The sequence below is a fragment of the Arthrobacter sp. CDRTa11 genome, from assembly GCF_026427775.1.
GTDB lineage: Bacteria > Actinomycetota > Actinomycetes > Actinomycetales > Micrococcaceae > Arthrobacter.
Genome location: NZ_CP044532.1, coordinates 770,182 through 790,075, shown reverse-complemented (window position 1 = coordinate 790,075; position 19,894 = coordinate 770,182). Strand labels below are relative to the sequence as shown.

Here is a 19,894-nt window from a genome sequence, read left to right as displayed (position 1 = left end):
GCGGAGCTTCGGCCCGTGACACAGGTCCGCATGGTCCCGGCTGACACAATGGAGCCATGACTGCAACCGACTTTCCTGCCGGCACACCCGACGTTCGCCAGCCTTCCGCGCCGCCGCTGGCACTCCTGCTCGACGTCGATGGTCCCGTGGCCAGCCCGGTGACCCGGGACGTAAAACCGGAAATCATCTCTGACCTGGTAGCGCTTGCCGCTGCCGGCATCCCAGTCATCTTCAACACCGGCCGCTCCGATGAGTTCATCCGGACCCAGGTGATGGAGCCGATGATCGCCGCCGGAATGCCCTCGGAAACAGTCATCCACGCCATCTGCGAGAAGGGTGCTGTGTGGTTCAGTTACACAGCGGCAGGGCCCGGCCCCATCCACGTGGACCGGGAACTGGCGGTACCCAAGGCCTACGGCGACGACATACGCAGGTTGGTCGCAGAGGACTACGCCGCGCACATGTTCTTCGATGAGACCAAGCGCGCCATGGTGTCCGTGGAGCAGCACGTGGAGGTGGCCAACTCGGACTACCTGGCGGAACAGAAGCTCTTCGACTCCGATGCCATGCACCTGATGGCGCGCCACGGCCTGGGTGTGGTTCGGCTGGAGCATCACGCGCCCAATTCCGACGACGAAGTGGACTACCGGGTGGACCCCACCATCATTTCCACGGACATCGAATCCGTACGGCTGGGCAAGGATCTCGGGGCCAGCCGGGCAGTGGAACTTCTCGCCGCCCAAGGCATCACCCCGCAGGCCTGGCGCACGGTGGGAGATTCCCGGACGGACTACGCCATGGCAGACTGGCTTCACCACAATGACCACGCCGTTAAACACGTTGACGTCCGTCCCGCGGACGGCGTTCCCGTAAAGCCGTACGCGGTGCTGACGGCCGCTGACCTGGGACTGGCCGCCGACGTCATTCATGACGACGCCGGGGGCGCGTTCCTGCGTGACTGGCTCGACGCCCTGATCGGCTGAGGCCCCTTCCCGGCCAGTTGGCCCGTTCGAAACCTGCCGTTTTCCATGCCGGGCTATTATGCAGGGTAAGAACGCTTACGATTTAGCAGCACGGAGACAACCATTACAGAAGCACCGGTCCAGGACGAGATTTACTACGGCAGCCAGGCGTCCGTAGAAGCGCGCGTACACGCGGAGGTGACATCCCCGGCGGCTGAGGCGCGCCTCAAACACCGCCCCGACGTTGTCCGGCATAAGGGCAGGTATGCCCTGATCAACCACAACCGGACGCCCTACCAGGCGATGGTGGAGGATTTGCTGTTCCTTCGCAACGTCCTCGCAGGCGCCGGCCTGGACTACCTCCTTGTCCGGGGCAACAGCGACCGCCCGGTGATCGCGCTTGATTGGAAGGACCGGAAGACGCTCCGGGATGCGCTGGTAAAAGCCTGCCGCAACGAGCCCGTCTATTCGATGACCGTGGACGCCAAGAAGAAGTCCTTTGTCCTCGTTGCCGACGGCGAGCTCTCGCCCAACCGGCAGGCGCGCATCTTCCGCCTGTACCGCCCGCGCGTGGAGCCCGACGGCGGCTTCGAGTTTGGGTCATCGGCGGGTGTCCAGCTGGAGCTGTGGAGCTTTGAGGGCAACCAGGTGATCCTGCCCATCGAGAATTCCCTGACCCGGCGGACCATGCTCAGCCAGGACGCGGTCCGCGGAACTGTGGAACGTTACGGCCACACGTGGCCCACCATCGAGAACATGTTTGCTGACCACGCCAGCGACATCAGCTTCGACATCGACCTCGTGTTTTCCTGGGTGGATGGCAGCTCGCCCGAATACATCGCTGCCCGCCGCGCCCAGCAGCAGGGCGTGGTGCTCGGTGAAGGCGATGACCACGAGGCACGCTTCCGGCAGATCGACGAACTCAAGTACGCCCTGCGCTCCGTGTACATGTTCGCGCCGTGGATCCGGCGGATCTTTATTGCCACGGACTCACCAGCACCTGCCTGGCTCGCCGAGCACCCGGCCGTGACGATTGTCCGCAGCGAGGAATTCTTCTCCGACCCCTCGGTCCTTCCTACGCACAACTCGCAGGCGGTGGAATGCCAGCTGCACAACATCGAAGGGCTGTCGGAGCACTTCCTGTACTCCAACGACGACATGTTCTTTGGCCGGCCCGTCAGCCCGGACATGTTTTTCACGCCGGGTGGCATCACCAAGTTCGTTGAGGCTGAAACCAGAATCGGGCTGGGCGACAACGACGCCGAGCGCAGCGGCTTCGAAAATGCGGCCCGGGTCAACCGCAAGCTGCTGTGGAACAGGTTCGGCCGCATCACCACCCGTCACCTGGAACACACTGCTGCACCGCTGAGGCGCAGCGTGGTGTCAGAGATGGAGCGCGAGTTCCCCGAGGAGTTCAGGAAGACGGCCGCCAGCCGATTCCGGGCCGCGGACAACATTTCCGTCACCAACTCGCTCTACCACTACTACGCGCTCCTCACCGGACAGGCAGTGACGCAGACAGCGGCAAAGGTGCGTTACATAGACACCACCATGCGTGCAGGACTGAACTACCTGCCCAAGCTTCTGGCCAAGCGGAACATGGACTTCTTCTGCCTGAATGACGGAAGCTTCCCGGAAGTCCCCGCAGACGAAAGGGCGGAGCTGGTGACGGATTTCCTGGAGAAATACTTCCCCATCAAGGCACCGTGGGAAATCTGAGCCTAACCGGCTGACCGGATCCCCACCTTGGTGCCCCTGGGCTTTGCGTTCTCCGGGATGCGGACGCCCGCTGCGGCCAACCGCTCGGCCGTCCCTTCCGGCGTAACGTACTCCCCCACCGTGGGCGTGCTGCCCAGCGGGACCACCGAGTGCACGATGGTGTGCTCATAAACGTGAACGAGGTTGAACGCCTGCCCGCCGTCGCGCCCGCGGGTGCCGCCGACGGGAACGTTGAGGTCCTGGGTGTAGCAGGTGGCCGAAGCTACCGAGACAGGGATGCCGGCAAAGCTTGCCGTGGTGGAGTAATGCAGGTGACCGGCCAGGATGGTGCGCACGTCCGAATTGCGGACTACGGCCTCGAGGTTCGCCTGGTCCCGCAGCTCCACCAGCACGGACAGGTCCAGGACAGACGGGACGGGCGGGTGGTGCAGCGCCAGGATGGTTCCGTCAGGGGCAGGGGTGTCCAGCTCATTGGCCAGCCAGTCCAACTGCGCTTCGTCGAGCTCGCCGTGGTGGAACCCTGGCACGGAGGTGTCCATGGTGATGACGCGCAGGCCGTTGATGAAGTAGCTGTGGTCCACCGGGGCGTCGGTTCCAGGCTGGTCCAGCAGCGCTGTGCGGAAGTTTGCCCGGTTGTCGTGGTTTCCCATGGCCCAGATAACCTTGGCGCCGAGTTCCTCGCAGGCGGGGTCCACGATGGCCCTGAGTTTCACGTAGGCTTCGGGATCACCCTTGTCCGCCAGGTCCCCGGTGAAAATCACAGCTTCAGGTTGGGCTCCGGAAGCACGCACTTCATCAAAAAGCTGGATGAGTTTGGCTTCGCTGTCTATGGCGCCGTATAGGGGGTCCGGACCTCCCATCAGATGGGGATCGCTCAGGTGGAGTAGGAAGTGGCGTGGCCGGGGGTGTTCGGCCTCGATGTGCTCCATTGCTGCCTCTGTGGTCGGTGGGAAACGGCGTTTCCCTTCTACCTATCAGTTATCTTTATCCAATCAGACATTGGGCAAACTTTGGGTAAATTGCCGCGGCCAAGTTGAAAAAAGGTAAAAGAATTACCCTCAGCGTTTTATGCAGACGGACTATCCGGCCTCGCAGACCCGAGGGCCTTCTCGATCGCGTCGATGACCTCCGCCGAGTCCGGTTCGACGGCGGGAGCGAAGCGGGCAACCACCTCGCCGTCGCGGTTGACCAGGAACTTCTCGAAGTTCCATTTCACCAGCCCGGGCAGGACGCCGGACTTGAACTTGGTGAGCTCCGCGTACAGCGGGTGCTGGTCCTTGCCACGCACATTCGCCTTTTCCGTCAGGGGGAAGGTGACGCCAAAGTTCCGCTGGCAGAACTCCGCGATCTCAGCATCGCTGGCTGGTTCCTGGCCCGCGAACTGGTTGCATGGGACGCCCAAAATTGCGAAGCCGCGGTCCTGGAACTTTTCGTAGAGGGTCTCAAGGCCTGCGTACTGGGCCGTGAAGCCACACTTCGAGGCGACGTTAACCACCATCACAACATCCCCCTTGAAGCGGCCGAAGTCAGTTATGGTGCCGTCGTTGAGGGTGAGGGGAATGGAGTACAGGGAAGTCACGGGCGGTCCTCGAAAAGTTGGTGATGCCGGAGATACGTTGCCAACTTAAGCGTACGGGGCAACACTGAACGTTTCCTGTCAGGCTGATTCCCGTCAGGCCGTTCCTTTTCGATTTAGACTGCTTCTTTTTCGGTTAAGGAGCGGCAGTGACCGTTGCTGTTTCCGGGGCAATCGCCGCCGTTTCGGCCTCCCTCGAGGCCAGCTCCGTGGCTGAAGGTTCAGTAGCAGGCGCGGGTGCCGGCGGAAGGGCCGGCGAGGACACTGGATCAACCGGTGTAACGGGAGCCGCATCGGGGGGTGGTGCCGGGTCAGCCAGGGTGGCTGTCGCTGCTGGCGCAGGCTCGGGGGTCACAGCAACGGTGGGCGTACCAGCCGCCGTTGGCGTCGTGGTCAGCGAGTCCGACGTGGCAGTAACCGCCGGGCTCGCAGTCTCCGATGGCGTAGCGGTCTCCGTCGGGCTCGCAGTCTCCGAAGGCGTAGCGGTCTCCGTCGGGCTGGCAGACTCCGAAGGCGTGGCAGTCTCCGTCGGGCTGGCAGTCTCCGAAGGCGTGTCCGTAGCTGTTGGTGTGGGCGATTCGCTGGGAGCCGGCGTTGTGGGAGCCGGCGTTGAAGGGGCAGGCTGGGCAGGTTCGGCGTCGGCGCTACCCGCTGGCGGAACTGTGGTTTCGTCCGGTGTTGGCGCCACGGTCAGTTCATTCTCGCCGCCCAGGACGGTATGGGTGTGGTCGGAGGCGGCAGGGATTGCCCAGTTGTTCGTCCTGGCGGAAGCAGGCGGGCGATCGGCAAAACTGATCATGGCGATGGCAGCAAGCTGATCCACTTGGCTGATGGGGATAAGCCTCCAATTGAGCGGGCTGGTGTGCTTGCCGTGCAGGATCGTCTCGAAGTGCAGATGGCAGCCGGTGGACCATCCGGTGGTTCCCACCCGGGCGATCACCTGCCCCACCTGGACAGAGTCACCTGCCTGCACGCCAATGGCTTCAAGGTGGTTATAGGTAGTGATGAGTCCGTTGCCGTGATCGATTTCTACCCGGTTCCCACCGCCCCACGGATGCCAGCCGGCGGCCCGCACCGAGCCCGAATCCGACGCATAGACCCTGGTACCGCAGGGGGCTGCGTAGTCCTGGCCGAGGTGGAAGTCGCCGCCTGCCCCGGTGAGGGGGCTGACACGCAGGCCAAAGGGTGAACTTGAATTGAGGACTTCAAGGGGCGCCATCAGGAATCCCTGCGGCGGCCGTGGGAGACCGGCGGAGGCAACATTGAGCTGCGGCAGGCCGTCTCGTGGAATGGTCCTGACGATGGTCCGGCTAAAGGGAACCAGGGCCCTGGCGTCTGCCACAAAGCCGCCAGAAAGCCCGGTCAGGTCCGCTTGACCGTCTGTTCCTGTCCAGGGCGCTTCTGCCCCGTCCCCTGGAAGTTGTGCATTGTGGACATGGCCGGGGGAAGGAAAGCCACCGGGAACAATGCCAACGGGACCAACACTGCCGGCTGCAGTGCCGCCGCTGTGCCGGCCCTGTGAAGGGAGGCCGGCGGCAAAAAGGGCCATTGCCACAACCGCTGAGGCAGCCAGTGCCCGCACGGCAATAGCACACGCGCCCGCAGATTCCTTCTCGCGGCCGGACCCCCAGTGATTACCCACTACATTGACTCCCCGTTCGTCCCGTCAGACCCCAATCCGGCCGGGCGTGCTCTCACTCCCATAGGAACACACGGCCGGTGGGCTGGGAACCCCGCTTCTGATTAACTGCGGATTTTGTGGATAACCATGCGGGGCAGCGTCAGTGCGGATTCAGCCCAGGTTTTCCTTGAGGAGGGTTCGGTGCACGGCGGCCGCTGCGGCATGCAGCGTGCGTCCGGCATCGGTCAGCTCCAGGTATAGGGAGCGGCGGTCCTCCTCGCAGGCCTTGCGGGTCAGCAGGCCGGCTTTCTGAAGGCGGTCCACCACTTTGGACATGGCGCTCTGAGTCATGGGCGTACGCTCCCCCAACTGCTTCATCCGGCAGGCGGATTCGACGCTGTCGGCGACGAGGTCAAGAATTTCGAACTCGTTCAGGCCGATATCAAACCGGGCCTCAAGCTCGCGGTCGATCGCACCCGCCGTACGGAAATAGGCGCTTTGGATGGTGCGCCACTCCTCAACGAGCTGACGGTCCTTGGTTGCCATAGCGAGATTCTAGCCGACGCGATAAATAAAATCCACGTCATAATATTCCTTGTCATCTAATGACACGTCATATAGATTGATCGCCATGAGCTTACCCTCCACCCTCACACGAACCGCTTCCGGACCGTCAGCACCCTCTCGCTGGACCCGTGCGCAATGGATGCTTCTGCTGGTCCTTTGCACCGTCCTTGCCCTCGACGGATTAGATGTGTCCATGGTGGGAGTTGCGCTTCCCTCCATCGGGCAGGAACTTGGCCTCGGCACCGAATCCCTGCAGTGGATCGTCTCCGCATACGTGCTGGGCTACGGCAGCCTGCTGCTTCTCGGCGGCCGTCTGGCCGACCTCCTGGGGCGGCGCAGGATCTTCCTGATCGCCCTGAGCGTCTTCGCCGCCGCATCACTGCTGGGCGGCCTCGTGGATGACCCCACCCTCCTGATCGCCACCCGCTTCATCAAGGGCCTGGCGGCAGCGTTCACTGCCCCAACAGGGTTCTCGATCATCACCACCAACTTCGCGGAAGGCCGCGAGCGCAACCGTGCGCTGTCCATCTTCTCCACCTTCGGAGCAAGCGGCTTCTCCCTTGGACTGGTGGTGGGCGGCCTGATGACCAGCCTGAGCTGGCGCTGGACCTTCCTGGTCTCCGTCCCGTTCGCCGTCGCCGTGATCATCCTTGGCCTGAAGTACATCCCGCGCGACAACCCGGCGGACCAGGAACAGGAGAGCGGGCATGACGTGTGGGGTGCCATCACGCTGGCCGGCGGAATGCTCGGGCTCGTCTATACCCTGGTATCCGCGCCGGAACACGGCTGGGGATCCCTTGCCACCATCGCCGGGTTTGCCGTCTCAGCTGCCGTCCTTGCCGCCTTCGCCATCATCGAAACCCGCGTCAAGCATCCTCTGATCAGGTTCAGCATTCTGAAGGAGGGCTGGGTTGCCCGGGCAAACCTCAGTGCCGTAGGCCTCTTTGGTTCCTACCTCAGCTTCCAGTTCATCGTCACCCTTTACCTTCAGTCCGTTCTGGGCTGGAGCCCCCTGAGCATGGCCCTGGCGCTCCTCCCGGCAGGACTCCTGGTAGTGGCCACGGCTCCGTTTGCGGACAGGTTCATTGACCGGTTCGGGGCGCCCCGGCTGATAGTGGCGGGCCTGGCCTCGCTGGCGGCCGGATACGTCCTCTTCCTCAGGGTAGGCACCACGCCTGACTACGCACTGGACATCCTGCCATCCATCCTGCTGCTGGGCATCGGTTTTGCGCTCGCCTTCCCTTCCATCAACGTCCAGGCCACGGCGGGCATCCGCAACTCTGAACAGGGGCTGGCGGCCGGGCTGATCCAGACCAGCACGCAGGTGGGGGCAGCCCTGGTACTTGCCGTCACGACGGCCCTCATCTCCGGGCAGGGACACCCCGGCGGCCAGCAAGTGGATGCTGCGGCCATGCTGGCGCAGTACCGACCAGGACTGGTCCTCAGCGGCGCCGTAGCCATCGCCGCGCTTGTCGTCGCCCTGGCGCCGTCCCGCCGTCGCGCTGCCCCCGAGCCTTTGGCTGCCGGCCACAACTGACGGACGGCAGCAGCTGCGTACCGTTAGAGCCCCGGCGGTACGCAGCTGAGGGAGTGCGCAACAATGGGAATATGCGCAACATCCTCAGGGAGTGGCAGGGCGAGCTGAAAAAGGCGTTCACCGGCAGTGCCGACGCGCTGCCGGACTGGGTTCCGCGGCTGGCGGAAGGGGACGACGCCGGATATCACCTGCCGGGTTCTGCCGTGTGGGCTGTGCACGGTTCGATGCCAACGATTGTTGCCGGAATCCGGACGCTGCTGATGCAGGCGCTTCACCCAGGTGCATTGGCGGGAGTCCACGAACATTCGAATTTCCGGGAGGATCCATTGGGGCGGCTGGCACGGACCATCCGCTGGATCTTTACTGTCACCTACGGCTCCACGGCTGCGGCCCAGGAAGCCTCGGCCAGGCTCCACCGCCTGCACGAGCCCGTGCAGGGTACCTACCTTGACGGGCAGGGCCGCCCACGGACCTACTCCGCCAATGATCCCGACCTGGCCCGCTGGGTACATATCGCCTTTATGGACGCTTTTCTCTCGGCCCACAAAATCTGGGGCGGCCCCATCCCCGGCGGGCCGGACGCCTATGTACGCGAATGGGCACAGGCAGGACGGCTGATGGGGGTGGAGGATCCGCCACTGACGGAAGCGGAGATGCGCCGGCAACTGGACCGCTACAACAGCGACCTGCGTGCGGACGGCAGAGTCAAGGAAACGGTGGCGTTTATCCGCAATCCGCCCCTGCATCCGCTCCTGCGGCCGGGCTACCGGATCATGTTCGCTGGCGCCGTCTACAGCCTGGAACCCACGTATCGCCGGATGCTGGGGCTCAGGAACCCGCGGCTGGGCCCGTTCCCTCTGCCGGTGAAGCTTGCAACGAAGGTGACGCTCGGCGTCGTACATCTGGCACTGGGACGGAAGGGCCCCAGCGAGCTCGCCGCGCTCCACAGGCTGCGAAGACTTGGGTACCTGACTGAGGATCCTGCAAAGGGCCAGTCGTCAAGCGCATATCAATAATTTCAACATTGAGGAATGCAAAAACCCGGCCCTGACAATGTCAGGGCCGGGCTTTTGGTGGCGGAGAATGGGGGATTTGAACCCCCGAGGGCGTTAACCCAACACGCGTTCCAGGCGTGCGCCATAGGCCGCTAGGCGAATTCTCCAGCTGCTTCCGAATCGAAAGCAGATACTAGAATACCTGAACATCGCGGCATCGCCCAATTGAGCCCGCGGGCCCCGCAACGTCCGCGGGCGCGGCTGGATGCAGAGCCCCGGGCAACTGGGGCCTTAACGCCAAAATGGACGCCCCCAACGCGCCCATTCCACCGGTACACGTTGAGCTGCCGGGTCCGGCCCCACCAGCCAGGCCCCGCAGCTCACAATCTGGAGATTGCCCCAATCGTTGTACATACCCATGATCGTGCCTGCGCGCCAGATAAGCAATGAAAATTGCCATCTGCGAACCCCATGAACCCGGGACTCTATGGCTGCTTTCTTGGCACCATGGACTCATGAGTGCGCTTCACGCCTTAGTGGTTTATGTCCCGGCCTCCCATACCGACCAGGTCTTAGCTGCCCTTGGCGACGCCGGCGCCGGCAGGATCGGGAACTACTCGCATTGTTCCTTCGTCACCCCGGGGACCGGCCGCTTCATGCCGCTCCAGGGCGCATCGCCCTTCGTTGGCACGGTGGGCAGCCCCACCACCGTGGCCGAGGACCGGATCGAATGCGTGGTTGAGGCCACAAAGCTCGACGCCGTAGTGCTGGCTTTACGTGATGCCCACCCCTATGAGGAGCCGGCGTTAATGAGCTGGCCCGTGGACGGATGGCGTTAGGCGGCCGCTGGCTGCCCGGTTCGAGGCACCCTTAAACGTCGGGTAAACTTGCTGACGGCCCCTCATGTGGCGTCATCCTGTTGAACTCCCCCAGGACCGGAAGGTAGCAAGGGTAAGCGGGCTCTGGCGGGTGCATGGGGGGTCTTTACTATTCCCCCACAGGGCACCTGCGAGGAACCCTGAATGTCAGCCCGGATTGGTAGGGTTTCTCTGTGACTGTTACAACCGCCCTTTACCGCAGATACCGTCCCGACTCGTTCGCAGACGTTATTGGGCAGGAACACGTCACCGAGCCCCTGATGACGGCCCTGCGCAAAAACCGCGTCAACCATGCCTACCTTTTCTCAGGCCCCCGCGGCTGCGGCAAGACCACTTCCGCCCGCATCCTTGCCCGCTGCCTCAACTGCGCCCAGGGGCCCACTGACACTCCATGCGGCACCTGCCCCAGCTGCATCGAGCTGGCCCGCGGCGGTTCAGGTTCCCTTGACGTCATCGAGATCGACGCCGCCAGCCATGGCGGTGTGGATGACGCGCGGGACCTCCGCGAACGTGCCACGTATGCCCCAGTCCGGGACCGCTACAAGATCTTCATCATCGACGAAGCCCACATGGTCACCTCCGCCGGCTTCAACGCCCTGCTCAAAATCGTGGAGGAACCGCCGGAGCACATCAAGTTCATCTTCGCCACCACGGAGCCTGACAAGGTCATCGGCACCATCCGTTCCCGCACCCATCACTACCCCTTCCGCCTGGTGCCGCCGGAACCGCTGATGGCCTATCTGGAACTGCTGTGCCGGCAGGAGAACGTGCCGGTTGCCCCCGGCGTCCTGTCCCTGGTGATCCGCGCCGGCGGCGGGTCCGTCCGTGACTCCCTCTCCGTTCTGGATCAGCTCATGGCCGGCGCCGGTCCCAGTGGCCTGGATTATGAGCTCGCGGTCGCCCTGCTCGGCTATACCCATGCATCGCTGCTGGACGACGTTGTGGAAGCCGTGGCAGCATCCGACGCCGCCACCGTATTCCGGGCGGTGGACCGGGTCATCCAAACCGGCCATGACCCGCGTCGTTTTGTTGAGGACCTGCTGGAACGTTTCCGCGACCTCATCATCGTCCAGGCCATGCCGGAAAGTGCCCAGACCATCCTGCGCGGGATGCCCGCAGACCAGATCGCCCGCCTGCAGAATCAGGCCCACAACCTGGGCGCGGCAGAACTTTCGCGCGCCGCGGATGTCACCAACACGGCACTGACCGAAATGACTGGGGCCACGTCACCGCGCCTGCACCTGGAACTTCTCTGCGCCCGCATCCTGCTGCCCAGCTCCGAACAGACCGAACGCGGCATCGCCGCCAGGATCGACCGCGTGGAGCGGCGGCTCAACTATGCAGGAACCGACGCCGGTTCTCCCGCCGCTGCCATCGCGGCACCGAGGGCGGCATCTTCCTCGGCTGCGCCTGCAATGCCTGCTGACCCGTCCGGCCCTTCTCAGCGCGGCCCTGAACGGCCGGAGGCTGTTGCATCCGCCGCGGCACCGCTGCGGCGTGGGCTGCCGCCGGAAACCCCCGTTTCTAACCCGACTCCTGCCGTGCCGGCGGAGCCTCGCGGGCAGGCTGCCCGGGACGGAGAAGCCGCGCAGGCAGGACATGCCGAACCGGGCCAGCCTCTGACGGCGCCGCGCGTCACCACTGCGGACTGGCCCAGGGAGGAGCGGCCGGATGGACGCCAAACCGCTCCGGCGAACATGCGTGCCGCCCAGGCGCTGCCAGAGGCAGCGCAGGTGGCAAAAGCATCAGGATCCACGCCGGCCCCTCATCCCCTGCCGGTCAATGGAGCCGCACCCGTCCATAATGCCGGGCCAGTCCAGAGTGCCGGGCCGATGCATAGTGGCGGGCCGGTCCATGATGCCCGGCCAGCAGCGGGGCGGGAACCAGAAGCAGCAGCAGCCCCGCGGCCTCCGGCAGCAAGCGCCACAAGCTCCTCGGGCGACGTCGAAGTACTGCGCCGTGCATGGCCCGAGATCCTTCAGGCACTGTCCAAGATCAAGCGCAGCACCTGGGCGCTGGTGGAGCCCAACGCCCAGGTAGGCGCCTTTGATGGGCAGGTCCTGACACTGGCCTTCACCACCACGGGCCTGGCCGGCGCTTTCGGCCGCGCCGACCATTCCGACAACCTGCGCCAGGCAATCCACAAGACCGTGGGCATCGACTGCCAGATCACCGCAGTTTCCGGTTCCGCCAACAGTCCAGTGAGCTCTGAGCCAAACCCAAAAGCACCCGTTAGTCCCGAGGCCCAGGCCACGTCCGCGGACGTCGCCTGGGGACTCGCCCCTGCCCCTGCTCCCGGCGCAGCGCCGGTACAGCAACCAGCCAGCCCGGTTGATGCATCCACGCCGGGCCAGAACGCTGCCCCGTCACAGTCAGCTGTGCAGTCTCCGGCGAAGTCCCATTCCGAGTCGCCGGAACGGGAACCAGCGAAGCCGCTGCCACAGGATGCGACGGCGGGCAGCGCAAGCCCCGTGCGTCCGGAAGCAACCCCGGACGAAGCAGCCCCAGCAGTAGGCCCCTCCGGAGTACAGGCCGTGCACTCCGGTAAAGAAGAAGCCGCCGCAGCTCCGGGTTTGCCGAGCGCCGCCGGGGCTCAGGCCGCCGACCCGGGCCTGAACACTGAGGGCACGTACTCCTATTCCGACGACGACTGGGGTCCGCCGCGGGACGAGGACGCGCCGCCGCTGGATGAGGAACCCCCCATGGACTGGGCACCCCCGGCCCCAGGTGACTCTCAGCAGGGGCTTGACTCTCAGCAGGGGCCCGCTGCCATTCCGGCTGCCGTCGCCTCACGGCCTGCAAAGAATCGGGCTGAGACCACCCCACGCTCCGGCGGCAAGAAACAGGCACCATCGCCAGAAGCGTCGAAGCCGGACACCTCGCACGATCCCTGGACCCGTGCCGTGGAGCAGGCTCCGGGCATCTGGGTCATGGGTTCAGAGAGCAACGTCGGCAAAAGCCCTGCCACTGCCGCCGCCGAACCGGCAATTCCGGAAACTGCCCCGGCGCCGGCCTACGAGCCTGCCACAGCCCAGATCCCCGGCCCTGCTGCCGTCCGGGCTGATCCGGACGCGGAGGCCAGCTGGGGCCTGTCACCAGTACCGGTGGTCTCCCCTGAAGCCACCACAGTGCCGGCCGCAACGGCCACTACGCCGGAGCAGGTGCCGGAGCAGGTGACGAATAGTCCCAGGGAACCCGTTTACGCCATGGCCTCCTCTGCCCCTCCGGCCGCCCCACAGCCAGCACCCGCAACATCACCGGCGGCAGCCGCTGCCAGACAAAGCCTGTACCAGCGGCTGTCCAACAGTCCCGAAGCCGAGGCCGGCCGGGCCAAGGCTCCGGCCCGGGTGGTTGCAGCCAGCACCACCTATGTCCAGGACATCCCCAGCTCGGACGATGAAACCATTGAAGAATCGGGCGTCTTTGGGCGTGCCGCCGTCGAGCGTATTCTGGGCGGAAAGCTGATCGAAGAGCGCTCCCCTGACGGAAGCCCGCTTCCACCGCGGTTCTGACCGCACTGATCCACCAATCATCCAAACCGATTTAAAGAGGGAAACGTGTACGAAGGTGCAGTCCAGGAGCTGATTGATGAGCTCGGACGCCTTCCCGGTGTTGGCCCCAAATCCGCGCAGCGTCTGGCATTCCATATCCTCGAAGCCGATCCGCAGGACATGAAGCGGCTGGTGGAAGCCATCACCACCGTGAAGGAGCGGGTGAAGTTCTGCTCTGCCTGCGGCAACGTTACGGAGCAGGAGCTGTGCAACATCTGCCGTGACCCCCGGCGTGATCCTTCAGTTATCTGTGTGGTGGAGGAGTCCAAAGACGTCCTTGCCGTGGAACGGACCAGGTCATTCCGTGGCCGGTACCATGTGCTCGGCGGAGCCATTAACCCCATCGCCGGCGTGGGCCCCGAGCAACTGCGGATCCGCGAACTTCTCACCCGGCTCAACGACGGCGCCATCCAGGAAGTCATCATCGCCACCGATCCCAACCTGGAGGGCGAGGCGACGGCCACCTACCTGGCACGCATGCTGAAGTCGATCGGGATAGTGGTTACCCGCCTGGCTTCCGGGCTACCCGTCGGCGGGGATCTGGAATACGCGGACGAAGTCACCCTTGGCCGGGCATTCGAAGGCCGCCGCAACGCACTGACTTAGCAAGCACGGACTTAACGGGAGGCAAGATGAGCACGGCCGGCATCGCACCAATTGAGACTGAGCGCCTCACACTGCGCCTGCTGACCCCTGCCGACGCCGCTGCCGTTCACAGTTTCCGCGGGGATGAAGGCGTCACGCGCTTCCTGTCCCACGCGCCCCTGACAGCCGAAGAGAACCGTGTGCGGCTGGCGGAAGTAGTGGAGCGTGCTGCCGTATCCACCCCTGAGTGGTTTCACTACGGCTGGGCCATCACTCTTCGGGATACCGGCCAGCTGATCGGCGACGGGAGGACCTGGAACAGTGCGGGTTCACCGGCACGCGGAACGTTGACCCCCGGCAGCCTCCCCTCCCACCAGGCGTCACTGGGTTACGTCCTGCACCCTGATTACCAGGGCCGGGGCTACGGCCGGGAGGCCGCGGGTGCCCTGGTGCAGTGGCTTTTCCGGGAGCTTGGCGTCAGTACTGTCTTCGCCGGAGTCTATGAACCAAATACTGCATCGATTAGGCTGCTCCAGCATCTGGGATTTACCCGGGACGGCTACGTCGCCCCGGAACTGGACAAATTTGGCAAAGGCTTCCCTTCGCTGATGTTCAGGTTGGACAACCCTGGGGTTTCATCCCGCTGAGGCCTCCTCCTGATCCACCTTCTCCCGAATAACCCGGCGACGAGCGGCATGATGGCCCGCAGCCAGGAGCCCAACGGCCAACCCACCCTGCATGGCCAGGCCCATCGCCGCCAAAGGGGGTTTGGAAGGAGCCAGCAGCCTTCGGCTCGGAATTGACGCACGGGACCTGGATTCCGTCGGCTGTCGCCTGCAGGGCCATGGGAAACCAGCCTAAGACACCGGGGCCACCGAGAGCGGAAGTGTAGTCGGCGTAGGCATCGGAGCCGCCGTCGGCGCCCGCAGCCACCATAACGAAAATCATCATCGGGTTGGGAGCGGCCAGCCACATAATCCGTTCCGTGTGGAATACCTCGGCTACACCCACAATCTCCGCTGCACAGTCGTAAGCCACAGGAACGCCGTCAGGACCCCGTTCGATGTTCAGCACCACCGTCACCGGTTCTTCGGCACGGACTGCGGGAAATAAGGCCCACACGGCGGCAAGGTTCCCGAGCACCAGCCACCAGGCCAGTGCCCAGACAGCCGTGCCCGCAGCACGGGAACGCCCGAGCCACGCCGAGATGCCGGCGGCAAGGGCGCCGAATACGGCGAACTCGAGAAGGGCCAACCCCGCGGCTGCCACCGCAAGCCCGCCGGGAGCGCCCACAAGACCGGCGTGAACGAGCAGGACAACAAGGGCAAGCACCGCGAAGACGAAGCCGCGGGCCGCCGTCGCGAAGAAATCCGCCAGCGGGCTCCGGCTGGCGTGGCCGGGCCGTTCGATTCCATCGAATGAAGAGATGCCCCGATGCCCCCAATGCACGGCCAGGAGGGCGCCAGCCGGGGCCATCAACGCCGAGGCCAGAATGTAGGTCCAGAGCTGCGTTTCCGCCAGTAATGGATCTTCCTGGACAGTCCCGAGCGCGACAACTGCCGCGGCCGTGAGCCAGGCACCGAGCACAACCATTGCCGTAGAGCCCCAGAACCTGACCGTCCTGATGGAGCGCAACCAGTCGTCCGCCGCCTGCCTTAGCGCCACCCGGGCGGCGCCGTCCTGCCGCGGTGGCCGGCCGGCGTCGTCCCCGACTTCCGGCGGCTCATTGATCCAGCCGCCGCCGATGGGTTCGTAGAACGGTTCCGGGGCCGGCCGTACGGCAGCCTGGTGGTCATCTTCGGGCATCGTTCCAGCCTCCATCCCTGGACAGGCCCAGCCACCCGAGATCCGGCTGCACAGCCGGCTCCTACAATCGTGATCCGCTGTGGCAGGCCTGTCCAGAGGAGAAGCTAGGCGATCCGGGTGCCCCGCGCCAGCTTCCGGGCCGGCGTCCGCAGCGAACGCCACCCCAGCCACATCAGGAGCCCGGCGAACAGCAGCTGCAGGCCAAGGCCAAGGGGCCACAACGCAGCGGACTGCGCCAAATACCGGGGCTTGGGCTCGCCATTGGCGCAGGGAAATGTCCCCTCCGGGCCGGCCATGGCATGCCTTGCCCCCTGGCTGATTGATTCAATGGCTCCAACCCCTGAATAGCCAAACGGGCTCATGGTACGGTCCGGATACGGGATGGCGTCCGCCACCACCACGTACGGATTCATGGCCAGCAGCCAGGCGATGCGTTCGGTGTGCACGGTGGAACGTTCGCGGAGCGGCCCGGAACACGTGTATTCGGGTTCTTCCGGATCCGGCGTCGGTTGGCTAAAGCCGCTGTACTGCGCCTCGTTTGCCATGACGGTGCCATGGGTCAGGCCGGTGCCCAAGCCAAAGGAAATCAGGGTGCCGAAGACCAGCCCCGCCACCGCGAGGTAGGTCACCACAATGGAAAACAACGGACGCCCGGCCAGGGCCGAGATTCCGACGCCAACGGCGCAGACAACGCCTACTTCCAGGGTGAGCATCAACAGCGCCACGAGGACGTGGCCCGGTGTCATGCCCCCGAGCGCCACGCCGATGATCAGGAAAGGTGCGCTGGATACCAGGAAGGCCAGCGCGGCAAGCCAGGCGGCGAAAAATTTCCCCCACAGTATCTGCCCGGGCTGCAGCAGTGTCACCTGCAGGATTGCCAGCGTTCCGCCGGCGCGGTCGCCGTTGACGGCGTTGGCTGACAACGCGGGTGCCACCAGCAGCGCGAACAGGAGGACAAAGGCCAAAACCACTTCGAAGATCATGGACCCGGGGCCAGTGGCCTCGGTAGCGAAATCCGAGTAGGCCCGCTGGGCTGCCTGGTTGGCATTCCAGCTGGCCCAGGTCAGCCAGGTCACCAGGCCGGTGAGGACAAACCAGATGGACAGCATGATGTACCAGCCCCGGGAACGCAGGCGCTGTTTCAGTTCAAGGACCACAACGTCCCTGATTCCGGCGACGTAGCCCCCGGCGGTATGTGGCACGGAGGGCTGGTGCTGTGTTTCGGTCAGCTGGCTCATCGACGCTCCCCTTCAAGGCTCATGTATGTCTCTTCCAAGGCACCTGAGGCGGGGGCAAAGGAGCTTACTCCCACGCCCGCCAGCACGAGGTCCCGCAGGAGGCGCGCGGCGTCGTCGTCGTTCATCAGCATGAGGCTGACGGCCTGCCGGCGTCCGTCCTCCACCCGGAACGCAAGGCCCAGGCTGGTGAGTTTGGCTGCCAGGGCAGCCCCGTCCGACGCCGAAATGGCGTAACGGCGTCCGGAGGCGGCAGCCTCTTCGATGGTCTGCTGCCTGACGGTGCGGCCGTTGTTGACGAAGACGGCGCCGTCGGCAATTTCGTCAAGTTCGCTCAGGACGTGGGAGGAGACCACCACGGCTGTGCCTTCGGCTGCGAGCTGGCGCAACATGTTCCGGAGTTCCACCCGTGACCCCGGGTCCAGGCCTGATGCCGGCTCATCAAGGAGGAGGACAGAGGGCTGGTGAATCAGGGCACGCGCCAGGCTGAGCCGCTGCTGCTGGCCTCGGGACAGGACGCGTGCCGGCTGGTCTGCCAGGTCGCTGAGGCGTACCCGCTCCAGCATCGCCGAAACACGCTGGGCGATTCCTGCGGCTGGAAGCCGGTAGAAGCGGGCCATCTGCGTCAGGATTTCGCGGGCCGTCAGGGACTCCCACACGCCCAGGGTGTCCGGCATCCACCCGATCCTGCTCCGTACCTCCAACCGATGGTGCCGGGGATCAAGCCCGCCCACTCTGACGGTTCCGGAATCCGGCGCCAGCAGTGACGCCAGCATCAGGAGCAATGTTGTTTTTCCGGCCCCGTTGGGTCCGATCAGGGCCGTCACCTTTCCCGCGGGGGCATGGAAGTCCATGTGCTCGACGGCATGTACCGCGCCGAAGCTTCGGCTTACCCCACTGGCTGTGATGCCCCCTTGCTGCAGGCTGTCCGGCTGGCCCGGTCCGCCTTCCGTGTGCTGATCTGCTGTCATTTTCCGCGCACCTGTCCCCCAAGTCTGTGAATGCATACTGACTATAGGATCGTACGCCTGCAGTGCGTCTTCCCGGGTCCTCCAAGAGGATGGGATTGGGTCACAATTCAACGGCGGACGGCAGGCAAAGATAAACTGGGCAGACAAGCTACGCCGTTGCGCCTCAAGGCGGCTGGCCTCCAAAACTCCGATTGATCCGTGAAGGTACGCGCATGAGTACGCCCACTACCGAAGTGCACACCGCAGTCCAGCCGCAAAAGGGGCCCGACGGCGGTGCAGTCACCAAACAGCTGATTGTCCAGAAGTTCGGCGGCTCATCCGTGTCGGACGCCGAAGGCATCAAGCGGGTTGCCAGGCGTGTGGTGGATGCCCAGCAGGCCGGCAACGAAGTTGTTGTGGTGGTATCCGCCATGGGTGACACCACTGACGAACTGCTGGATCTGGCCGCCCAGGTGACCGATTCTGCCCCCGCACGGGAAATGGATATGCTCCTCTCGGCCGGGGAGCGCATCTCCATGGCCCTGCTGGCCATGGCTATCAACAAGTTCGGCGCCTCAGCCCAGTCCTTTACCGGATCGCAGGCCGGCATGATTACGGACGGGATTCACGGCAAGGCCAGGATCATCGATGTGGACCCGCACCGCATCCGTACATCACTGGACAAGGGCCACATAGCGATTGTTGCCGGATTCCAGGGCATGAGCCGCTCCACCAACGAGATCACCACCCTGGGCCGCGGCGGCTCAGACACCACCGCCGTTGCCCTGGCAGCCGCGCTGGAAGCTGACGTCTGCGAGATCTACACCGACGTGGACGGCATCTACACCGCGGATCCGCGTGTGGTCCCCTCCGCCCAGAAGATCGACACGATCTCCAGCGAGGAAATGCTGGAACTGGCCGCCTCCGGCGCCAAGATCCTGCACCTCCGGTGCGTCGAGTACGCGCGCCGGTTCGGTGTGCCGCTCCACGTTCGATCCTCATTCAGCCAGCACGAAGGCACCTGGGTCATCCCCAGCGCCGAAGACAAGATCACCACTCAAGAGGGAGTTGCCTTGGAGCAGCCAATCATCTCCGGCGTTGCACATGACCGTTCCGAAGCCAAGGTCACAGTGGTGGGCGTACCGGACATCCCGGGCAAGGCCGCCGCGATCTTCCAGGTCATCGCTGACGCCCACTCAAACATCGACATGATCGTCCAGAACGTGTCCACCCACGGCACCGGCCGGACGGACATTTCCTTTACCCTGCCCATCGTCGAAGGTGCGGACGCACTCAAGGCGCTCAAGACAGCACAGCCGGACATCGGATTCGAGAACATCGAATACAACGAGCAGATCGGAAAGCTGTCCCTCATCGGCGCCGGCATGCGCTCGCACCCGGGTGTCTCCGCGACTTTCTTCAAGGCTTTGTCCGCAGCCGGAATCAACATCAACATGATCTCCACCTCCGAGATCCGGATCTCCGTGGTGACGCATGCGGACCTTCTGGACGACGCCGTCCGCGCCATCCACAAGGCTTTTGACCTGGACAGTGACGACGAAGCCACCGTGTACGGCGGCACCGGCCGCTAGGCAGGAACGCCTGGCACTGGAGGCGCCCCCTCCAGACTTACAACGAAAGCCGCCCCGCACATCGAAACTGTGCGGGGCGGCTTTTCCGTCGGCGTCTCAGGTGAGGTCTTCAGGTGAGGTCTTCGCGCCGGACTGCGTAATGGTGGCCGTGGGAATCGGTCTCCACTTCGAAGTGGGAGAGTTCCTCGTCTGAGGCCTGCTCGAACGCATCATGCTTGTGCACAACAGGTTCGTCGATGTCGAGACGCGTCGCCGGGCCAAAGACGAACCGGAGCCGTTCAGTCAGGTTCATAAAACCACTGAGTACATGTGCCATTATT

Annotated in this window: 17 protein-coding genes, 1 tRNA gene and 1 other RNA gene; 10 read left to right on the top strand and 9 right to left on the bottom strand. The window is 64.5% G+C overall.

The window, feature by feature from the left end:
• Window positions 1-56 precede the first annotated feature (56 nt).
• The gene (locus tag F8G81_RS03720) at window positions 57-983 is read left to right on the top strand and encodes a hypothetical protein (RefSeq protein WP_267277685.1); all 927 of its coding nucleotides are present in this window, start codon (window positions 57-59) and stop codon (window positions 981-983) included.
• 282 nt (window positions 984-1,265) lie between these two features.
• Complete coding sequence (locus F8G81_RS03715; protein WP_416377127.1) at window positions 1,266-2,681, top strand: stealth family protein; 1,416 nt, start codon at window positions 1,266-1,268, stop codon at window positions 2,679-2,681.
• 2 nt (window positions 2,682-2,683) lie between these two features.
• On the opposite strand, the gene F8G81_RS03710 is transcribed toward F8G81_RS03715, so the two are convergent.
• From F8G81_RS03710 to F8G81_RS03695, 4 genes are all read right to left on the bottom strand, one after another.
• Window positions 2,684-3,610 (bottom strand): phosphodiesterase, encoded by a 927-nt coding sequence (locus F8G81_RS03710; protein WP_267277684.1) that lies wholly within the window; start codon window positions 3,608-3,610, stop codon window positions 2,684-2,686.
• A gap of 137 nt (window positions 3,611-3,747) precedes the next feature.
• The gene (locus F8G81_RS03705; RefSeq protein WP_323809229.1) at window positions 3,748-4,260 is read right to left on the bottom strand and encodes a glutathione peroxidase; all 513 of its coding nucleotides are present in this window, start codon (window positions 4,258-4,260) and stop codon (window positions 3,748-3,750) included.
• Window positions 4,261-4,393: 133 nt separating this feature from the next.
• Window positions 4,394-5,899 (bottom strand): peptidoglycan DD-metalloendopeptidase family protein, encoded by a 1,506-nt coding sequence (locus F8G81_RS03700; protein WP_267277683.1) that lies wholly within the window; start codon window positions 5,897-5,899, stop codon window positions 4,394-4,396.
• 150 nt (window positions 5,900-6,049) lie between these two features.
• Window positions 6,050-6,424, bottom strand: a complete 375-nt coding sequence (locus tag F8G81_RS03695) for a MarR family winged helix-turn-helix transcriptional regulator (RefSeq protein WP_267277682.1) — start codon at window positions 6,422-6,424, stop codon at window positions 6,050-6,052.
• An 85-nt stretch (window positions 6,425-6,509) separates the two neighbouring features.
• On the opposite strand from F8G81_RS03695, the gene F8G81_RS03690 reads away from it, so the two are divergent.
• Window positions 6,510-7,982, top strand: a complete 1,473-nt coding sequence (locus tag F8G81_RS03690) for an MFS transporter (protein ID WP_267277681.1) — start codon at window positions 6,510-6,512, stop codon at window positions 7,980-7,982.
• A gap of 71 nt (window positions 7,983-8,053) precedes the next feature.
• Complete coding sequence (locus tag F8G81_RS03685) at window positions 8,054-8,998, top strand: oxygenase MpaB family protein (protein WP_267277680.1); 945 nt, start codon at window positions 8,054-8,056, stop codon at window positions 8,996-8,998.
• Between the two features lie 58 nt (window positions 8,999-9,056).
• On the opposite strand, the gene F8G81_RS03680 is transcribed toward F8G81_RS03685, so the two are convergent.
• Window positions 9,057-9,144: transfer RNA gene (locus F8G81_RS03680), tRNA-Ser, on the bottom strand.
• A 348-nt stretch (window positions 9,145-9,492) separates the two neighbouring features.
• On the opposite strand from F8G81_RS03680, the gene F8G81_RS03675 reads away from it, so the two are divergent.
• The 5 genes from F8G81_RS03675 to F8G81_RS03655 all read left to right on the top strand — a co-directional run bounded on the left by F8G81_RS03675 (window position 9,493) and on the right by F8G81_RS03655 (window position 14,638).
• On the top strand, window positions 9,493-9,816 hold the full coding sequence (locus tag F8G81_RS03675; RefSeq protein WP_267277679.1) for a hypothetical protein: 324 nt from the start codon (window positions 9,493-9,495) through the stop codon (window positions 9,814-9,816).
• 53 nt (window positions 9,817-9,869) lie between these two features.
• Window positions 9,870-9,966: signal recognition particle sRNA small type (ffs, locus tag F8G81_RS03670), an RNA gene on the top strand.
• A 62-nt stretch (window positions 9,967-10,028) separates the two neighbouring features.
• Window positions 10,029-13,367 carry a DNA polymerase III subunit gamma and tau gene (locus F8G81_RS03665; RefSeq protein WP_267277678.1) on the top strand — a complete coding sequence of 1,113 codons (3,339 nt, stop codon included), beginning with the start codon at window positions 10,029-10,031 and terminating at the stop codon, window positions 13,365-13,367.
• 45 nt (window positions 13,368-13,412) lie between these two features.
• A complete protein-coding gene (gene recR, locus F8G81_RS03660; protein ID WP_267277677.1) occupies window positions 13,413-14,012 on the top strand; it encodes a recombination mediator RecR in 600 nt (199 codons plus the stop codon).
• Between the two features lie 26 nt (window positions 14,013-14,038).
• Entirely contained in the window at window positions 14,039-14,638 is a 600-nt protein-coding gene (locus F8G81_RS03655) for a GNAT family N-acetyltransferase (protein WP_267277676.1), read from the top strand.
• Here F8G81_RS03655 and F8G81_RS03650 read toward each other — a convergent pair.
• The 3 genes from F8G81_RS03650 to F8G81_RS03640 form a co-directional block, all read right to left on the bottom strand.
• Window positions 14,604-15,797, bottom strand: coding sequence for a hypothetical protein (locus F8G81_RS03650; RefSeq protein WP_267277675.1), 1,194 nt, complete (start codon window positions 15,795-15,797; stop codon window positions 14,604-14,606). The two genes, F8G81_RS03655 and F8G81_RS03650, sit on opposite strands and share 35 nt — an antisense overlap.
• A 104-nt stretch (window positions 15,798-15,901) precedes the next feature.
• Entirely contained in the window at window positions 15,902-17,035 is a 1,134-nt protein-coding gene (locus tag F8G81_RS03645; RefSeq protein WP_267277674.1) for an ABC transporter permease, read from the bottom strand.
• Entirely contained in the window at window positions 17,032-18,003 is a 972-nt protein-coding gene (locus F8G81_RS03640; RefSeq protein WP_267277673.1) for an ABC transporter ATP-binding protein, read from the bottom strand. Before F8G81_RS03640 ends, F8G81_RS03645 begins: the two co-directional genes overlap by 4 nt.
• Before the next feature lie 212 nt (window positions 18,004-18,215).
• Between F8G81_RS03640 and F8G81_RS03635 the strand changes: the two genes are divergently transcribed.
• Window positions 18,216-19,574 carry an aspartate kinase gene (locus F8G81_RS03635; protein WP_267277672.1) on the top strand — a complete coding sequence of 453 codons (1,359 nt, stop codon included), beginning with the start codon at window positions 18,216-18,218 and terminating at the stop codon, window positions 19,572-19,574.
• A gap of 109 nt (window positions 19,575-19,683) precedes the next feature.
• Here F8G81_RS03635 and F8G81_RS03630 read toward each other — a convergent pair whose 3' ends face one another.
• Window positions 19,684-19,890 carry a hypothetical protein gene (locus F8G81_RS03630; protein ID WP_267277671.1) on the bottom strand — a complete coding sequence of 69 codons (207 nt, stop codon included), beginning with the start codon at window positions 19,888-19,890 and terminating at the stop codon, window positions 19,684-19,686.
• Window positions 19,891-19,894: the final 4 nt, after the last annotated feature.

Coding starts and splice junctions, on each gene's coding strand:
- F8G81_RS03720 (WP_267277685.1), top strand. CDS start 57: ATGACTGCAACCGACTTTCCTGCCGGCACACCCGACGTTCGCCAGCCT.
- F8G81_RS03715 (WP_416377127.1), top strand. CDS start 1,266: ATGGTGGAGGATTTGCTGTTCCTTCGCAACGTCCTCGCAGGCGCCGGC.
- F8G81_RS03710 (WP_267277684.1), bottom strand. CDS start 3,610: ATGGAGCACATCGAGGCCGAACACCCCCGGCCACGCCACTTCCTACTC.
- F8G81_RS03695 (WP_267277682.1), bottom strand. CDS start 6,424: ATGGCAACCAAGGACCGTCAGCTCGTTGAGGAGTGGCGCACCATCCAA.
- F8G81_RS03690 (WP_267277681.1), top strand. CDS start 6,510: ATGAGCTTACCCTCCACCCTCACACGAACCGCTTCCGGACCGTCAGCA.
- F8G81_RS03685 (WP_267277680.1), top strand. CDS start 8,054: ATGCGCAACATCCTCAGGGAGTGGCAGGGCGAGCTGAAAAAGGCGTTC.
- F8G81_RS03675 (WP_267277679.1), top strand. CDS start 9,493: ATGAGTGCGCTTCACGCCTTAGTGGTTTATGTCCCGGCCTCCCATACC.
- F8G81_RS03655 (WP_267277676.1), top strand. CDS start 14,039: ATGAGCACGGCCGGCATCGCACCAATTGAGACTGAGCGCCTCACACTG.
- F8G81_RS03650 (WP_267277675.1), bottom strand. CDS start 15,797: ATGCCCGAAGATGACCACCAGGCTGCCGTACGGCCGGCCCCGGAACCG.
- F8G81_RS03645 (WP_267277674.1), bottom strand. CDS start 17,035: ATGAGCCAGCTGACCGAAACACAGCACCAGCCCTCCGTGCCACATACC.
- F8G81_RS03640 (WP_267277673.1), bottom strand. CDS start 18,003: ATGACAGCAGATCAGCACACGGAAGGCGGACCGGGCCAGCCGGACAGC.
- F8G81_RS03635 (WP_267277672.1), top strand. CDS start 18,216: ATGAGTACGCCCACTACCGAAGTGCACACCGCAGTCCAGCCGCAAAAG.
- F8G81_RS03630 (WP_267277671.1), bottom strand. CDS start 19,890: ATGGCACATGTACTCAGTGGTTTTATGAACCTGACTGAACGGCTCCGG.